This is a genomic window from Halomonas sp. AOP12-B1-6, assembly GCF_052379225.1.
GTDB lineage: Bacteria > Pseudomonadota > Gammaproteobacteria > Pseudomonadales > Halomonadaceae > Vreelandella > Vreelandella casei.
In genome coordinates this window covers 216,401-232,961 of record NZ_JBQSYK010000003.1, presented here as the reverse complement: position 1 = coordinate 232,961, position 16,561 = coordinate 216,401, and the positions used below count along the sequence as shown (strand labels likewise).

Sequence of the window (16,561 nt, the reverse complement as noted above, 5' to 3'; positions counted from 1 at the left end):
GATCATCCAGGGTTTGAGCTCTAGACTTCCCGCTACCGTTTTTTTCAGGGATTTTTCGAGATGACCAATGAGGTTTGTGATGCCGGGCAAACGCCCAATGCTAGCAATGCGTCTGTTTTAGAGCCTGCAGCACCCGCGTGGATGGCCGTGTTTTCACTGGCAATGGGGGTATTCGGGTTACTGACGGCGGAGTACCTGCCCGCTAGCCTGTTGACGCCGATGGCCGCCGATCTTGGTATATCGGAGGGACTGGCGGGTCAGGCCGTGACGGTGACGGCAGTGGCGGCCTTGTTCGCCGGGCTGCTGGTACCCAGGTTAACGCGGAGATTTGATCGGCGCGTTGTCTTGCTGGCGTTTACCCTACTGATGATCGCTTCCAACCTGCTGGTGGCGTTGTCCTCCAGCCTGACCGTATTGCTGGCGATGCGCATTCTGCTGGGCGTCGCATTAGGCGGCTTTTGGAGCATGGCGGCAGCCGTGGCTATGCGGCTGGTGCCAGCAAATTTGGTGCCGCGAGCACTCTCTATAATATTCAGTGGCATCGCTATCGGGACGGTGGTTTCGGTGCCGTTGGGCAGCTACTTGGGTGGGCTATATGGCTGGCGCAGTGCATTTTTAGCCGCAGCGGCGGTTGGAGGGCTAACACTTGTCTTCCAGTGGTTCACGCTGCCCCGTATGGCACCACGCACCATGACGCACACGGCGTCGGTTCTGGAATTGCTTCGTCGCCCAGGGATAGGGGTCGGGATGATGGGCTGCGTACTCGCCCATACAGGCCAATTTGCATTGTTCACCTATATTCGCCCTGCGCTGGAAAGCGTCGCCGATATTGATGTTGACGGTCTGTCTCTGCTGCTCTTGGGTTTCGGTGTCGCCAACTTCATCGGTACGCTGCTGGCTGGCTGGATGATGGAGCGTAGCCTGCGCGCTACTTTGGTGCTCATGCCTGCGTTAGTCGGCTTGGCGGCCTTCGGTATGATCTGGCTACCCATCAATGGAACAGGGCTGATGCTGTTAGTGGCCCTGTGGGGCTTGGCCTTCGGCGGCGTGCCAGTTGCCTGGTCAAACTGGGTAGCCCGTGCCGTCCCTGATCAAGCGGAGACAGCAGGAGGCATGGTGGTCGCTGCGGTGCAATCTTCAATCGCTACCGGTGCCGCATTGGGGGGGATCGTGTTCGGTTTTAATGGGATCACAGGCGTTTTCATGACGGCAGGCGCGGTGATGCTACTCGCTGCACTCGTGATCTTTCTGCGCGTTCGAGTCGAGCTGCCGCAGCACGGTGCGACGGCAGGCGCCGGAATAAATGTTTAAATGACTTTTTAGGCTAGGTTTGCTCCGGTTTGTTTCTAGGCATGACGGGCACCACCCGGAGCAATATAGTTAAGAAAGCGGCTCAAAGAGGGCAAGGATCACCAGCTGGACTGCAAGATCGACGGCGTCGGCGACATGATGGTAACCGCCTATTTTGTGAAAAAGGCCTAAACAAAAATCGGGTTTCTTCTATCCACCTGACGACGCAGTTAGCAATAACTATCCAACAAGGAGACACTAATGAAAGCCATCGTGTTTGACGTATTTGGCACTATTGTTGATTGGCGCTCCAGCTTGATTCATCAGTTCAGGGAGCTAGAGAAAGAGCTGGGGGTTGATCTACCCAGTGAAAGGCTGGCTGATCAATGGCGTCAGCTTTATGCGCCTTCCATGGACAGGGTACGCAGAGGGGAAATCCCCTGGACGGTATTAGACGAGCTGCATCGAGAAAGCTTAGTCAAACTCCTCGATCAACAGGGGATTGCGCTAGACGAAGCGACCATTGATCGCGTCAATCACTTTTGGCACCAATTAGCGCCCTGGCCAGATGTACCACAGGGCCTAAAGCGCTTGAAAGAGCACGCCATCATCGCAACGCTGACCAACGGTAATGTCTCATTAATGGTCGATGTTGCCCGTCACGCCAAACTACCGTGGGACATGATCTTTTGCGCCGAGTTATTCCAGCACTATAAACCTGACCCAGAGGTCTACTTAGGGGCTTGCCGTCTGCTACGCCTACCGCCTGAAGAGGTAATGCTATGCGCGGCGCATAATACTGACTTGCGTGCAGCCCGTGCAGTGGGAATGAAAACGGCGTTTATACCCCGCCGTACAGAGTATGGGCCTCAGCAGAGCAAAGATTTAGAAGCAGAAGAAGCGTGGGATTTTGTGGCTGAAGACCTTTTCGCGTTGAGCGAGCAACTAGGGAAATAACAATGTGGGCCAGCGGCGTTCGCGAGCCATTAAGCGGCTGTTGAATAAGCTGAACAGTGAGCTTCATTAGAAGGCGGCTTTAGCCCGCGACCACTCCAGTACCCAACCAGCAAAGCGATAAAAATGGCCACCACCCAAGCCACTCTGCCACTATCGCCGACCAGCAAGCGGATGTTTACCTAGCCAGCGCTCTGATCTCCCCAGGCGGTTACGCCAACGATGCAGAGCTGTTCGCCACCATCGCCCAACGTCACCAACTGCCGGTACTGCTCGCTAACCACGTTTCTACCACGGGCGGATGGCAAACCTGCGGCAACAGCGGTAGCGAAAGTAGTGCCCAAGGCTAGCTCAGTAATGCCTAACTAAACGGTCAACCGGACGCCAAAAGCCTACCGCTTTTGGTTCCCTCTACTGACGCTCCAGCGCCGATTACCTTAGCGTAATATCAGAGATGCCTAAAAGGCAGCAATTGGCCGAGCTCGGCAGTCAGACATGATGTTGCCTGACTGCCGTCCACAAAATTCGACAATAAATTTATGGAGTTTCTTTTCTACCGCCCTTAGCCCTGTCGACCTTTCCAGAACATTTTCCAAACCTGTGAAAACACGACCAACAACAGTAGCGCGATAATCCCTTGCGAGATAGGACGAGTAAATAGGGAGCCCACGTCGTCTTGAGAGAGCAACATTGCTAAGCGTAAGTTTTGTTCCGCCATTGGCCCTAACAGCACCCCCAGCACTACCGGTGCGAGCGGAAAGGCCAGCCGATGGAGTAAATAGCCGAGCAAACCAAACCCTAGCATGACATATAGGTCCGTCATATTTCCTTTGACGGTATAAACCCCTACCGCCATTAGCACTAACGTGGTTGGAACCAATAGGGCGGTAGGCATGCGCAATACCTGCGCGAACAGGCGAGTGGCCACCATGCCGCCCAGTAACAGTAGCAACATGGCTGTTAGCAGCATCTGCCACATAAAGCCGAAGACCACATCAGGCGACTTCGTAAACAGTTGTGGGCCGGGTTGTAGCCCATGAATCATTAGCGCACCTAATACCAGCGCAGCGACCAAGTTGCCCGGAATCCCTAGTGTTAAGGACGGAATCATCGCAGAAGCATTGTCGGCACTGTTGCCTGATTCGGCAGCGGCAACACCCACTGGGTTACCCGTGCCGAAAGAGTCGGGGTTTGCGGATTTGCGCTTCGCTTCGTTATAACTCAGCAATGCTGCTAGGTTGCCCCCGGCACCTGGTAAAATGCCAACACAGACGCCTATCAGCGAGGAACGTGTCCATGTGCGCCAGTGCTGACGTATCAGCGTTAGTGCATTCCCGCTAGCATCGACTTTGAAGCTACCTGCATCGTAGTAGGTCGCGTTGCGTTTTTCGGCCATTTCCAGCACTGGCGGAATCGCGTAGAGGCCAATGAGAACAATGATCAGGTCGAACCCACCGCTCAGGTAGAGCGACCCGAAAGTGTAACGCTCCATGCCGCTGATGGTGTCGACCCCCACTAGGCCAATAATGATACCCAATAAGGCGCTGAGCATGCCCTTGCTGATCTCACTGCCCACCAACACGGCGATGCTGACAAGACCAAACACGGCCACCCAAAAATACTCCGTTGGCCCAAAAGCGAGCGTAACCTGCGCTAAGAGGGGAGCCAGGGTCATTAGTGCAAGGGCGCTAATAATTCCCCCAACCGCTGACGACCAGCACGCTGTCTTTAGGGCCAGCCCACCTTGACCATTGCGAGTCATGGGGTAGCCATCGAATGTTGTTGCGATGGCTGCTGGCGTTCCTGGGATTTTTAGGAGAATAGCGGGAATGGCGCCACCGTACATCGAGCCATTGTAGATACCTGCCACCAACCCTAAGGCGATCACAGGATCAAACCCATAGGTCAATGGAAGCATGAGCGCAATTGCCATGACTGGATTTAGCCCCGGCAGGGCTCCGATCAAGATACCTATCAGCGTACCGACAAAAAGACTGACCACGGAGCCTAATTGCAGGACGACGGGTAACGCATTGAACAGGGAATCAAACATATAGTGTCACCCTATTTAGGAAACCAGGAAAAATTCGACGGGCAAGGGGCGTTTTAGCATGAGTGCAAACAACCCGTATAACAGGATGATGAAGCCCACCGTGATACCTAGCACGACACTAGGGCGCCTTTCACCCAACACCAGCGCCAGTAGCATAATGAAGAGGGTGCTAGTGGAGTAGAACCCTACGGTAGGCATGGCCAGGTAGTAGATCAGGCAACAGACGACTGTCGCCATAAACCGTCCAGGATGATCGATTAAAGCAATGGTGATGCGACTCGACTCACTTGCTCCCAGCGTCTGCTTAACGCCCTTAATGATCAGAGAAAGTGAGAAAAGACACATCAGAATGCCAACGCCCATAGGCACATACGCTGCTCCAGCATCAAAGCCATTCCCCACCCAGAGCACTGTACAGCCGAGGATGAGGAAGGCGACGCCAGAGATAATATCTCTGAAGTTCATGAGTTAATTACCGTCCAGTCAACATGGGTTAGTTTTTCTTAAGCCCAAGCTTGTCGAGTGTCTCGCCAATCGCTTCGGTTTCCTGTTGCAGGCGCGCACGAAGCGCCTCGCCACGCACTAGGTTGAGTGTTTCACCTTGAGCAGCCAGGAATGTTTGGAACTCGGGATGTTCTACTGCTCTTGCAACAGCATCGGCGATGACATTAACGCGCTGTTCATCCATACCTTCGGGTGCCAGCATCATGCGCCACAGTACGGTTTCCAGCTCAGGATGGCCGAGCGCTGCAAGGCCTGATGCCTGGGGTAGGGCCTCGTTATCGTCGGCTGAGGTCACGAGCAGGCACTTCGCCTTGCCGTCCTCTACGTAGGGGAGCACCGGAGTGATGGAGCCGCCGTAGATGTCCACATGCCCACCAAGGAAGTTTTGGAGTGTCTCACCGGCACCGCTAAAAGGGATGGGGCGTGCTTCAATATCAGTCGCTCCGAAAATACGCTCTGCCGCTAACCGCATGGTGCCCCCAACACCGTCATTGCCATAGGTATACTGACCGGGGTTGCTTTGTAACTCGGCCAGGAATTCCTCACCTGTTTCAGCGGGAAATTCGGGAGCGACACACATGGTGTAGGCACTCTGAGAGGTGCTGGTGATGGGGGTCAATGTCTCGTAAGAGTACTGAACGCGCTGCATGTGTGGCACGGTGGTAATAGGGCTATTCCAGGTAGAGAGCAGTGTGTAACCGTCAGGCCTAGTACGAGCAATTTGGTTAACCCCAATCGCGCCACCGCCTCCAGCGACATTCAGTACGGCCAAGGACTCACCTAACTCCTCCTGAAGGTACTGGTTAAGCATGCGTGCAACGTTATCCGTACCGCCACCAGCAGGGGCCGGTACGATTATTTCGATGGGACGATCCGGATAGTCGTCAGCCATGGCAGGCATTGCGGTAATCGCTGATAGTGCAACAACAGACGTAAGCTGTAATGTTTTCATTGTTAGTGACCTTTTTGGGAAATGCAGAGTGTTAAAACGTGCATCAGATGCGTTTTCATGCGGGTTGATCACCAAGCGTGACACGGTAGCGGAAACGCTCAGGCCGGCCATGAACTCGGCGAAACTCGATGATTCTTCCTGAGGGATTTCGGGCAACGCGTTGGATAACGGCGACGGGTGCTCCTGGCGCTAGTGCCAACTGCTCCGCGCTGGTCTTGGTAGCAACCCCGAACGAAAGCTCATCGGTGGCCGATGAGATTAAAATCCCGAATTTCTCCAGGAATACGGGATATAACAAAGGGCCCATCGCTTTTGGATTTAGCGTTAAGAGCCCTTCGAAATCGGGTAGGCGTAGATAAATTTCTTCAAACAACATCGGATCGCCTGACCAGAGGCGAACACGTTCCAGTCGGACGCAGTGGCTGACGGAATCTTCACCAAAGGCTTTCTGTGCCTCTGGGGGGAGAGGGACTTCCTGGCAGCTAAGAATTTGGCTTTCTGGGATGACGGGTACATCGGGGTCATCCACGTCATGTACATGGAAGAAGCGAAACAGATCCGCTCTAAAAGCAGGCTGCTTAACGAAGGTGCCGGTGCCCCGACGACGATCTAGCAGCCCCTCATCGACGAGCTGCTTCAACGCCATACGCATGGTTGCCAAAGCAACGCCATATTCTTCGGCTAAACGATTTTCCGAGGGGATCATGTCGCCTGGTTTCCACTCTCCGTTGGCGATCCTCGACCCTAATTGATCGCGGAGTTTGGCATACAGGGGTAATCTTCCGTCCGTATTAGCAGAGAACTTGGCTCGCATTGGGTCACCCTGTGGTTAACGTTGATTTCTTGAGGTCATTGAAGACCCGTGTATACTTCCAGTCAATCAGTTCTCTAGAGGACTAGACTTATGTATAACAAGTTAGCCGGTGCGAAATTGAAAGGTATAATGTTATGAGGTGCCCAAAATGAAAGCAGGTTTTGATTGTCATGCTCATGTTTACGGGCCTGTTAAGAGCGTCCAAGGGTCGAACTACAGTCCCTCTCGTCCTGCTCGACTTGTGGATTGGCAAGAAAATCTTGCAACTTGCCGATTAAATGGTGGCGTATTGGTGCAACCGAGCTTTCTGGGTAATGACAATCGGCAACTGCTTGAAATGCTTGCCAAGCTTGATCACGCATATCGCGGCGTCGTTCAGCTAGCCAAGGAGACAACGCTTGAGAAAATAGCCGCTCTTAATGCGGTTGGTATTGTGGGGGTGAGGTGGAATCTCATTGAGGGGCGAAGTGAATTGCCAAACCTAATGGATCCTCAATGGATAGACTTTCTGGATCATCTTAAAACCATGGACTGGCATCTTGAGTTGCACCTGGAAGGAAATCGGCTGCCTGAACTTTTTCCAGCGTTACATGAACACGGCGTCAAGTTAGTCATCGATCACATTGGACTACCTGTCGAAGCCGCCCCGATGCAAGATCCAGGATGTCGTCTGCTGCTTGAGGCCGGGCAGGCAGAACGAACCTGGGTGAAGCTCTCGGCTCCTTACCGCTCACCGGTGGCCGATCTAAAGCCGCATGTTCAAGCTTTGTTACACCATCTTGGGCGCGATAGATTGGTTTGGGGCAGCGATTGGCCGTGGACACGCCATGAGGATAAGCATACTTACCGCGACACGTTAGGATGGCTCAATGACTGGATCAGCGATGCTGATGATCGCCAGTATATTCTTGATACCAGCCCCCGTTCCCTGTTCCGGTTAGAGGCTTCATAGCCAAAGTATAGCCATTCCTGCTGCACTTTGTTCATTACCAAGACCCTGTGTGACGATACGTTCGAGGATATCTTCAATGGGCCAGAGCCACTTTGGTATCCTTTCGCGATGCATTCGCCTGCGCTCCTGATCGCTTATGAATTACGCTACGGCATTGGAGAAGCAATATGCCTAGGAATAAATAGCGTGTCATCGATAATCCACTATTGGCTGATTGGCATTGCTGCCGGAGAAACGGTAGACCCGGCCCGCAATGTGCCCAAAGCGATCCGCGCGACCCTGTGGCGATTGATCCTGTTTTTTGTCGGCACCATCGTCGTGATTGCGGCGCTGTTACCTCAGGATCAAGCCGGGCTCAGTCAAAGCCCCTTTGTGGCTGTGTTCCAACGCCTTGGCGTACCTGGGGCAGCCGATATCATGAATTTTGTCATCATCACCGCGCTGCTGTCGGCGGCCAATTCCGGGCTTTATGCCTCGTCGCGCATGCTCTGGACGCTCGCTGACCAAGGCACCTTGCCCAAGTCGCTTGGCCGCCTCAACAAGCGTGGCATTCCGATGAATGCACTGCTACTCAGCATGGTCGGTAGCCTGGGCGCGCTGTTCTCCAGCGTGTATGCCCCTGAAACCGTCTACTTGGTGCTTCATCTTGGGAAGCTGCGAGCCGTTTACTGTGTCAACGTGCGGCCGTGAGAGCGTCGGCCCTCGCTTTCTTAAGAGAAGAAGCGAAGCCAGAACATTCTCCCGGTCAGCTTCCTCAAAGAGCTGGCTTTAGTTCCCCTGACCCTGTCCCGGAGCATTCGCCAAGGTCACACAGGCTCGGTATCATAAGCAGCCAACCAAACCACAGCAGCCTTTATTCATGTCATGCCCACCTTGCCCAAACTGCCAATCTCAATTTGTCTATCAAGATCAAAGCCTGTTCATCTGCCCGGAGTGCGCCCACGAATGGAACCCCTCTGAAGCTGAAGCGGAAGATGCCGTAACGGTAAAAGATGCCAACGGCACATTGTTATCGGAAGGCGATAAGGTAACGATGATCAAAGACCTCAAAGTTAAAGGCAGCTCGCTGGTACTCAAGGTAGGTACCAAAGCCGTTATCAAGCGGCTCAAAGAGGGCAAGGATCACCAGCTGGACTGCAAGGTCGATGGTGTGGGTGACATGATGGTGACCGCCCATTTTGTGAAAAAGGCCTGAACTGTTAGCCCAACGCGATAGCATCGTTCTTATACAGGCTAAAAAAAGGATTACCTACTCGATGAAAGCATTTCAAATTGGCGAACAACACAGCACCAACACCTTAAGTGCCACCACACGGCCAGAACCTATCGCAGGTCCTGGAGAAGCCATCATTGCGCCACGATTAGTCAGCCTAATCAGCCGAGACATACAAATACTCACCGGCACCTACGGCCCATTACAAGACCCTAAACGCGTGCCTGGCACAGAAGGCGTGGGCGATGTGATTGCCGTTGGCGAAGGCGTAACAGAGATCAGCGTTGGCGACCGCGTGGTGTGTGGTCACTTTGCTAACTGGCGCGAAGGCCCTTTCAGCGCGAGCATTTTCTCCCACGACATTGGCATCACCCACGATGGCTGGCTAGCTGAAAAAATCCTGCTGCCTGCAGCGTCACTAATTCGCTTACCTGACAGCATCCCAGATCAAGACGCAGCGGTTCTCGCATCCGCAGGGCTAACTGCTTGGAACGCACTGGTAGAAACCTCCAACATAAACGCGGGCGACCTCGTCCTTTGCCTTGGTACAGGCGGCGTGTCTTTAGCGGCGCTAAAAGTGGCGAAAATGCACGGTGCGCGCGTAGCGATCACCTCATCAAGCGACGAGAAACTAAGCGTTGCTCGTGAACTGGGGGCCGACATCACCATCAACTACAAACAATACCCAGATTGGCCTGTCGAGCTAATGAAGCAAACTAACAACCAAGGCGCCGACATCATCGTCGAAACCGGCGGGCAAGATACCCTAGGCCATTCCGTTGCCGCGGCGGCCGTTAATGGTCGAATCGTTATCATCGGCGTTACTCCAGGACAGAACTCACCGATCCCTAACTACATCACCTTCATCACCAAAAACATCACCATCAAAGGCATCGCCAACGGCAGCCGCGCCATGTTCGTCAGCTACATCAACGCACTGGCAGCAAACGACAGCACCGCCCTCATCAGCAAAACCTTTGACTTTGACGACGCCCCAGAAGCCTACCGCTTCCAAGCTGCCGCCAAACACATCGGCAAAGTACTGATCAAATTCTAATATTGCGCTAACAAGCTTCAAAAACAAAAAAAGAAGCTGCTGCGAGATTTTTTCTATGGGTCATTGAGTTAGCTTTTTTATTTACGACATCAACCAGATCAAATTGACCTTCTCGCCGTCCTACACGCATCTATGAACCGACTGTAAAGCGAATAGGACAACGCCATAACGTAGTGTCGGCACCCATCTCAAGACGCAGTCAGCTGAGGCTCATCTACTACCGCGTCACGCACCGTTTCAGCGAAGCTTGCCAGGGCGGGTGTCCAGGTCTCCGGGTCGGGGGCGACAAAATAGGTATCGATATTGGCGATGGACGCGGGCAGTTTCAGTGTGTGAATTGCGAACCGGTGTTGGTGGGCTTCAACCGTCCCACGGGGCAGCACCGTGTAACCCATTCCCGCCGCGACACAGCCAAGCATCGCGTCCAATGACCCGAACTCAAATATCCGCCCCGCATTAACGCCATGGGAGGCCAGCAATAGCTCGATACGCTGGCGGTAGCTACACCCCTGACGAAATGCCATAAAGGCAGAGGTCAGCAGCTGTTGTGAAGAGGGCATCTTCGACATCGGCGTTGAGCCGACCAGCACAAGCTGCTCGCTGAACGCTTTGAGTAAGTGATAGCGACTATGCTCAAGCCGCCCGGCCACAAAGACACAGTCCACCTGCCCGTTTAGCAACAACTCGACCAATTCTGCCGTTGGCCCGGTCTTTAGCTGGATATCAACGTCAGGCTGCGCTGCGTGGTACGCCGCCAGTATCGGCGGCAGGCGCAGGGCGGTCGTGGTCTCCATGGCGCCTATCCGCAATCGGCCACAGGCTTTTTCCGGGCTCTTAAACAGCGAAACCGCGTCATCGTGGGCCGTCAGTATGCGCTCGGCGTACTCCACCAGCGCCAAGCCCGCATTCGTAGGCCGCACTCGCCCCGCACGCTGAATAAGCTGTACGCCTAACTCCTCCTCAAGTTTTTTGATGTGGGCTGTCACGTTAGATTGCACCGTGTGCAGCTGATTAGCCGCCGCCACGAAGCTGCCTGTTTCGGCCACTGCCATAAACAGCCGCAGCGATTTAAGTTGCATGGCCTACCTCCCCGTCGATAATCGTCAAGCTATGACTATCTCAAAATAAGATAGCAGTGATCAATTATAATCGTTTTTAGAAAACGCGCCTGCGCGGGTAGTCTGTACCTACACAACCGAGCTGACGACTTTGCCCGAATGGCGGCACGCGAAGGACACGACATGATCAACAGAAAAGACTGGCCCGCCCTGATGATAGGGGTAATGGCAACCTTGGCGGGAATTGGCATTGCGCGTTTTGCCTACACACCTTTATTGCCGGCGATTATTCAGGAAGGCTGGTTCACCGCCAGCCAAGGTGCCTACCTCGGGGCCGCCAACCTGCTGGGTTACTTTATCGGCGCGCTCTGCGCCCACGCCCTGAGCGAGCGTTTTTCTTCCCGCTTAGTCATCGGCGCAAGCTTCGCAGCAATCGCGCTCAGCTTTATGCTCTGCGCTGGGGCGGGTAGTTTCTTCTGGTTCTTCTTATGGCGATTAGTCTCCGGTATTGCCGGGGCCATCTTGATGGTAGTTGGCCCTTCGCTGGCGCTGGCGGCGACACCGCCTGAGAGGCGAGCCAGTGTGGGGGCAATGGTGTTTACCGGCATTGGCCTGGGTGCACTGCTTTCGGCCTCCGTCGTACCCGTACTTCTTGAGTTAAGCCTAACGGCGACTTGGGCAACGCTGGGGCTACTGTGTATCGCAGCGGGCCTGGTAAGCGACGCTTTTTTACGACAAGGCGTGACGCCCTTAGCACCACCTTTGGCAGCAAGCCCAACGGCTAATAGCCAGAAGGGCTATGCGGGAATAAAACTAGTGGTGTTGCTGGTTATTGGCGCTTATGCCCTGGATGCGATTGGGTTTGTGCCCCATACCGTGTTTTGGGTGGATTATCTCGCCAGGGAAAACGCCCTGGGTAATCACGCCGCTTCATTGCAGTGGGGTATCTTCGGGTTGGGCGCCTTGTGTGGGCCGTTTATGGTAGGCGCGCTGGCGCAGCGGGTGGGCTGGCAGGGAGGCTTGATGATCGCCTTTGCGGCGAAGGCCGCCGCCGTCTCGCTGCCGGTATTCTCGCTCGCACTGCTCAGCCAGTCGGTTTCCTCGTTCATGGTGGGGGCGATGATCCCCGGTATTGTGGCGCTTACCTCTGGCCGCCTTGCTGAGTTGGTAGGGCCGACCGCCCACAAGAAGCTTTGGGGGCAAGCCACTGCCGCCTTTGCAGCCGCCCAGGCGGTGGCAGGCTATGCCATGTCGGCGCTTTATGACACCTGGGGCAGCTACGTGCCGCTATTTGCCATCAGCGCCGTTATGCTGGGGGCAGGCTTTTTGCTGGTGCTACTTAGCCGTGGCGTTCAGCAGCGCCAAGCCCACTTATCGGATCAGCATTCTACAAACCCAGGGAGGCAATAATGGAACTCTACCTGAACGCCACATCACCCTATGCGCGCCTAGCACGCATCGTGTTACTGGAAAAAGGCTTAGCAGAAGCCGTGACGCTGAAGTGGTGCGATCCCTGGGCAGACGATGCCGATCTGTTAAAAGCCAACCCCGCCGGGCGCATACCCGCGCTGGTAACGGAGGAGGGCACCACGTTAAGCGAATCAATGCTGATTGCCGTTTACCTGGATAGCATTAACCCCAACCCTCCAATGTTGCCAGCAGCTAGCCTGGGGGATGTGTTGCATCTGGCGGGGCTGGGCCAAAACATGATGGATGCCGCGTTTACCACCGTGATTGCCAGAAAGCATTATGGCAATGATATTGACGATAGCGTGTTAGGCCAGCGGCGGGCATCGGCCATCCAACGGCTACTGCAACAGCTCGACAGGGAGCTTGGCGACAAGCCGCCAGCCTCGCCCATTAACCTGGGCGAAATTGCTACTGCCGTGGCGCTGGCGTATCTCGCCTTTAGGCTGCCAGAGATAGAGTGGCAATCGGAATACCCGGCACTTGAGGCATGGCACGCGGGTATCAGCGCACGTGCCAGTTTTCAGCACACGGCATTCTGTTAGCACCTTCTACCCCAGCGGTAAGCGTAACGAGCGTTGGTCCGCGTTTACAACTAACCTTGGTTAAAGCGTATTGAGGTCGCAGGTGATGCTATGCCCAGGTAGACATGGCGCATACCGCTGCCTCCTAGTCAGCGGTAATGGGCATTGTTAGCGGATGTGCAACAACCTGGGGAACACAATGACAAAACAAAAAAAAACTGATCCTGCTATTTGATGGAACGTGGAACGACCCTGAAGACCAAACCAATGTGTATCGTATTACCCGACTGATCCATGATGACGATGACGGTATCAGGCAGCGGTTCTATTATGACCCCGGCGTAGGGACATCCAAATTTCAGCGCTTTACCGGCGGAGCCTTCGGTTACGGGCTGAGCAAAAATCTTCGGGAAGGCTATGACTGGCTGGCAAGGTGTTACAGTGAAGGCGATGAAATCTGGATATTCGGGTTCAGCCGCGGTGCCTACACCGCCAGAAGCCTGGTGGGGATGATTCGTAAATGCGGGCTAGTGCATGTCGTCACGCCAGGGCTGCTCGATAAGGCCGAACGTATTTATCGAAACCGCGATTTGCACCCCGATTCTGACGTGTGCAAAGGGTTCAAGGAGCGCTTCAGCCGCCAGCCCAGGATTCATTTCATTGGTGTGTGGGATACCGTTGGCGCGTTGGGCGTGCCCGGAACCAACCTGTTCAAAAGCAAATACGATTGGCACGATACCGAGCTTTCCAGCATTGTCGATCATGCCTATCAAGCGGTCGCGCTGGACGAACACCGGTCGACCTACAATGTATCGCTCTGGACGAGCAAGGATGGCAAGCAGAAGACGGGCAATCGAGACGTAGAGCAGTGCTGGTTTATCGGTGCCCACGCCAATGTAGGCGGCGGCTATGGCGCTGACGACACACTGGCCGATATCTCGCTGAGCTGGATGTTGGCCAAGGCGCAAAAAGCAGGCCTAAAAGTGGCACCCTTTGATGTTGTTGAGGATGCCTGGAAGACAGCACCCAAAGACTCGTTTTCTGATTTTCTGAAGGGGTTCTACGCCAGATACAAACGCCTTGGAAACACCACTGATGGCCGTTTTTACCGATAATATTCGGAAGTGATGCCAGGGCAGTGTGCGGTCAACATTTCAGTCGATGAGAGTGTCTGGAAACGCTGGGCCGATACCACGTGTGAGTACCGGCCACGTACCTTGACCGATGCCCAACTTTCCCCACCGGATGAGTAGGCGGGCACTTTTGACTCGCAGGCTACGAGCTGGCGCTATGCCGCATTCACTCAGGTGCCATAAGTGGTCGCGTGGAAGCGATGACTGACCCAAGTCATGAAGTGTCCACTATCGACTAAAAACTAAGTATTCAAAGTAGGCTTAATCTAATTGTGCTGCTACGCTCGAAGTATTAGAGCGAAAAACGCCGCAGGTAATTGACGATGAAGGATGCCCGCATAACGCTTCACCCGACCCAACAGCGCATGCAGGTGCAGGTTGAAGGCATTCTGCTGGCGACGCCACCAATACCCTTGAACTTCGCGAATACGGCTGCCCTCCACGTCACTACTTTCCACGCGAAGACGTGCGGATGGATTTACTCACCGCTTCAGAAACCACCAAGTTTGCCCGTTTAAAGGGCGAGCGGTGTATTTTTCGCTGGATGAAAGTCGGGATATTGCTTGGAGTTATGAGGAGCCGATTGAGGGGATGGAGGCTATCGCGGGTAGAGTGGCATTTTATGAAGAAGCCTGCGAATGACTCTTTTCGACCCAAAGCGGCCATCCGCAGAATAGGAGCCCCTGGCTCACAATGCGTTTTTTTCTGGTCAGTTCTGTAACGTGAATGCTTGTATTGCCAGAGGGTAATCTTGCTAATACATATAAAAACAATTGCTTATGATCAGTACTTTTATGCTTATGCGCAATTTTCAAGGACTGGTGATAATGTTAACGCGCATGCGCATGAATTAAAATTTAGTTTTACATCGTGCTGAGTAGAGGTTTATGGCGAAACTCAAGAAAATAAGAAAGGAAAAGCTATCTATTTATTTGGCGAGAGATAGCAATAAGCCTGATTCAGATATTATTAAGTTGGAAAACTCCAAAGAACCTATTCGATTGGACTTGCCAGATATTGAGTCTGCGATTCTTTACGTTAAAAGGCAGCCTCCGAAGAGTGTGCCCCCCTGGACTAGACTATTTACAATAGATAATCAGGTTGACGCTTCAGAATTTGGAATGTCTTCTAATGTAGGTGCTGTCTTTGTAGTAAGGGCTGCAGGAGCAACATTTGTACTATCATTCGGCACTGGCTTTCATCTTTTAAAGTCTGAGTCCATCGAGCGTGATTTTGGATTAAAAGTAACATTGAACTCGGTAAATCCAGATAAGCTGAGAAGTCTAGACAAGGCAAGCTATGATCATAATCCATTGAATTCCAGGACTCAAAGCACGAGAGATGTTGATATATTTAATCTCCATTTAGACTCTGAGATGGAGATGCTCTACGCGGTAACGGGTGCTTCTTTAGTAAAGGAGTTTGGTAGCCATGTAACTGGACGAGACGCTCTAACAATAGCAGTAGAAGCCAAGCTATCAGATATACCTGAAATTTTATCGGAAGCCATCAAAAGATATCGATCTAACCTGCCGGATAAATTTAGTTGGGTAGAAAATATAAACAGGGTTCGAGATTACGATGAGATTGAAATACTTGATTTAGAACTGGATCAATATTTAAGTAAAGATGATTTTGATAGTTTTTGGTTGGGCGAGCCGGAAATTGTAGATTGGGAAAGTCAAATAGGTTATTCATTTGATATGTACCAAAAAACCCTTCGTCACGTAGTATTGTCATTTGATGATTATATAAAATATCTTGACGGTATTCCACCAACAGTAGATTTAATGAAAGGACATGTAATTCATGTCAATAATAGTGAGTATCAATCTGTCAAGAGTTGGCCGGTCTATCGTTGCTTATATGCTGAAATTAAATTCGGAAAAGATAGTTATATATTGAGAAATGGAGTTTGGTACAAAGTAAATAGTGATTTCGTATCAGCAGTCGATGATTACCTCAGCGATATTGATATCCACTCTTTTAGTTTTCCTGTCTATTCTCATGACGATGAAGCTGACTACAATGATCATGTTTCTAAGACTGAAAATGGCTTCTGCTTAATGGATAAGAAAAACATACAGATCGGAGGTTCTTACGACAAACTAGAACACTGCGACTTAATTAAGGATGGAAGTGAGTTTATTCATGTTAAGCTATATCGAAGCTCAAGCACATTAAGCCATCTTTTTGCTCAAGGGTTTGTCGCCGCTGAAGCGTTTATAAAAGACTCTGAATACAGGGAGAAACTGAATCCTAAATTACCTCCATCAATCAAACTAATCGATCCAAAGCTGAGGCCAGATCCAAGCAAATATAAATTGGTTTATGCGATAGCGACAAAGAAAGATATACCAGTTGAGCTTCCTTTCTTTTCTAAGGTAACACTAAAGAATGCATTAAAAACGTTAAGAGCATTAAATTACAATATTTCTCTTGCGAAAATAGAAATAGATCCGACGTGGTTGAAAACTAAAAAGTGTAAGCCAAAGAAAAACTAACAAACGCGCCTATTAAGCTGGCGTTGAGGCTGTAGAAAAACCCCACTGATGGCTAAGTTTTGGTAGGATCGAGAAAACAAACGAGG

General features: G+C 52.4%; 16 protein-coding genes and 2 pseudogenes. 12 read left to right on the top strand and 6 right to left on the bottom strand.

All coding sequences use genetic code 11. The features are described from left to right. Nucleotides 1-60: 60 nt before the first annotated feature. From ACT3TR_RS10155 to ACT3TR_RS10145, 3 genes and pseudogenes are all read left to right on the top strand, one after another. Nucleotides 61-1,311 (top strand): MFS transporter, encoded by a 1,251-nt coding sequence (locus ACT3TR_RS10155; RefSeq protein ID WP_444625287.1) that lies wholly within the window; start codon nt 61-63, stop codon nt 1,309-1,311. Nucleotides 1,312-1,386: 75 nt separating this feature from the next. After that, nucleotides 1,387-1,482: pseudogene (locus ACT3TR_RS10150) on the top strand (PhnA domain-containing protein); the annotation flags it as partial. Between the two features lie 69 nt (nt 1,483-1,551). Further along, nucleotides 1,552-2,247: a haloacid dehalogenase type II gene (locus ACT3TR_RS10145; protein ID WP_444625288.1), complete on the top strand. Its 696-nt coding sequence runs from the start codon at nt 1,552-1,554 to the stop codon at nt 2,245-2,247. Between the two features lie 179 nt (nt 2,248-2,426). On the opposite strand, the gene ACT3TR_RS10140 is transcribed toward ACT3TR_RS10145, so the two are convergent. The 5 genes from ACT3TR_RS10140 to ACT3TR_RS10120 all read right to left on the bottom strand — a co-directional run bounded on the left by ACT3TR_RS10140 (nt 2,427) and on the right by ACT3TR_RS10120 (nt 6,567). Next, nucleotides 2,427-2,588: a hypothetical protein gene (locus tag ACT3TR_RS10140; protein WP_444625289.1), complete on the bottom strand. Its 162-nt coding sequence runs from the start codon at nt 2,586-2,588 to the stop codon at nt 2,427-2,429. A 218-nt stretch (nt 2,589-2,806) separates the two neighbouring features. Then, on the bottom strand, nt 2,807-4,297 hold the full coding sequence (locus ACT3TR_RS10135) for a tripartite tricarboxylate transporter permease (protein ID WP_444625290.1): 1,491 nt from the start codon (nt 4,295-4,297) through the stop codon (nt 2,807-2,809). 15 nt (nt 4,298-4,312) lie between these two features. Then, complete coding sequence (locus ACT3TR_RS10130) at nt 4,313-4,762, bottom strand: tripartite tricarboxylate transporter TctB family protein (RefSeq protein WP_444625291.1); 450 nt, start codon at nt 4,760-4,762, stop codon at nt 4,313-4,315. A gap of 28 nt (nt 4,763-4,790) precedes the next feature. Further along, nucleotides 4,791-5,753, bottom strand: coding sequence for a Bug family tripartite tricarboxylate transporter substrate binding protein (locus ACT3TR_RS10125; RefSeq protein WP_444625292.1), 963 nt, complete (start codon nt 5,751-5,753; stop codon nt 4,791-4,793). A gap of 55 nt (nt 5,754-5,808) precedes the next feature. After that, nucleotides 5,809-6,567, bottom strand: coding sequence for a GntR family transcriptional regulator (locus tag ACT3TR_RS10120; RefSeq protein ID WP_444625293.1), 759 nt, complete (start codon nt 6,565-6,567; stop codon nt 5,809-5,811). Nucleotides 6,568-6,715: 148 nt separating this feature from the next. Between ACT3TR_RS10120 and ACT3TR_RS10115 the strand changes: the two genes are divergently transcribed. The 4 genes from ACT3TR_RS10115 (at nt 6,716) to ACT3TR_RS10100 (ending at nt 9,789) form a co-directional block, all read left to right on the top strand. Then, entirely contained in the window at nt 6,716-7,519 is an 804-nt protein-coding gene (locus ACT3TR_RS10115; RefSeq protein ID WP_444625294.1) for an amidohydrolase family protein, read from the top strand. A 186-nt stretch (nt 7,520-7,705) separates the two neighbouring features. Further along, on the top strand, nt 7,706-8,209 hold the full coding sequence (locus ACT3TR_RS10110; protein ID WP_444625295.1) for an amino acid permease: 504 nt from the start codon (nt 7,706-7,708) through the stop codon (nt 8,207-8,209). Between the two features lie 169 nt (nt 8,210-8,378). Beyond that, nucleotides 8,379-8,714 (top strand): zinc ribbon domain-containing protein YjdM, encoded by a 336-nt coding sequence (locus tag ACT3TR_RS10105; RefSeq protein WP_444625296.1) that lies wholly within the window; start codon nt 8,379-8,381, stop codon nt 8,712-8,714. Nucleotides 8,715-8,775: 61 nt separating this feature from the next. Continuing rightward, entirely contained in the window at nt 8,776-9,789 is a 1,014-nt protein-coding gene (locus tag ACT3TR_RS10100; RefSeq protein ID WP_444625297.1) for a zinc-dependent alcohol dehydrogenase family protein, read from the top strand. A gap of 188 nt (nt 9,790-9,977) precedes the next feature. Here the strand turns inward: ACT3TR_RS10100 and ACT3TR_RS10095 are convergent, their stop codons facing one another. Further along, nucleotides 9,978-10,868 carry a LysR family transcriptional regulator gene (locus ACT3TR_RS10095; RefSeq protein WP_444625298.1) on the bottom strand — a complete coding sequence of 297 codons (891 nt, stop codon included), beginning with the start codon at nt 10,866-10,868 and terminating at the stop codon, nt 9,978-9,980. Between the two features lie 162 nt (nt 10,869-11,030). Here ACT3TR_RS10095 and ACT3TR_RS10090 point away from each other — a divergent pair, with 162 nt between their 5' ends. The 5 genes and pseudogenes from ACT3TR_RS10090 to ACT3TR_RS10070 all read left to right on the top strand — a co-directional run bounded on the left by ACT3TR_RS10090 (nt 11,031) and on the right by ACT3TR_RS10070 (nt 16,475). Next, a complete protein-coding gene (locus ACT3TR_RS10090) occupies nt 11,031-12,257 on the top strand; it encodes a YbfB/YjiJ family MFS transporter (protein WP_444625299.1) in 1,227 nt (408 codons plus the stop codon). After that, the gene (locus tag ACT3TR_RS10085) at nt 12,257-12,859 is read left to right on the top strand and encodes a glutathione S-transferase N-terminal domain-containing protein (RefSeq protein ID WP_444625300.1); all 603 of its coding nucleotides are present in this window, start codon (nt 12,257-12,259) and stop codon (nt 12,857-12,859) included. Before ACT3TR_RS10090 ends, ACT3TR_RS10085 begins: the two co-directional genes overlap by 1 nt. 197 nt (nt 12,860-13,056) lie before the next feature. After that, nucleotides 13,057-13,953 (top strand): DUF2235 domain-containing protein, encoded by an 897-nt coding sequence (locus tag ACT3TR_RS10080; protein ID WP_444647234.1) that lies wholly within the window; start codon nt 13,057-13,059, stop codon nt 13,951-13,953. A 475-nt stretch (nt 13,954-14,428) separates the two neighbouring features. Next, nucleotides 14,429-14,613: pseudogene (locus ACT3TR_RS10075) on the top strand (DUF427 domain-containing protein); the annotation flags it as partial. Between the two features lie 245 nt (nt 14,614-14,858). After that, nucleotides 14,859-16,475 carry a TIGR04141 family sporadically distributed protein gene (locus tag ACT3TR_RS10070; RefSeq protein WP_444625301.1) on the top strand — a complete coding sequence of 539 codons (1,617 nt, stop codon included), beginning with the start codon at nt 14,859-14,861 and terminating at the stop codon, nt 16,473-16,475. Nucleotides 16,476-16,561 lie beyond the last annotated feature (86 nt).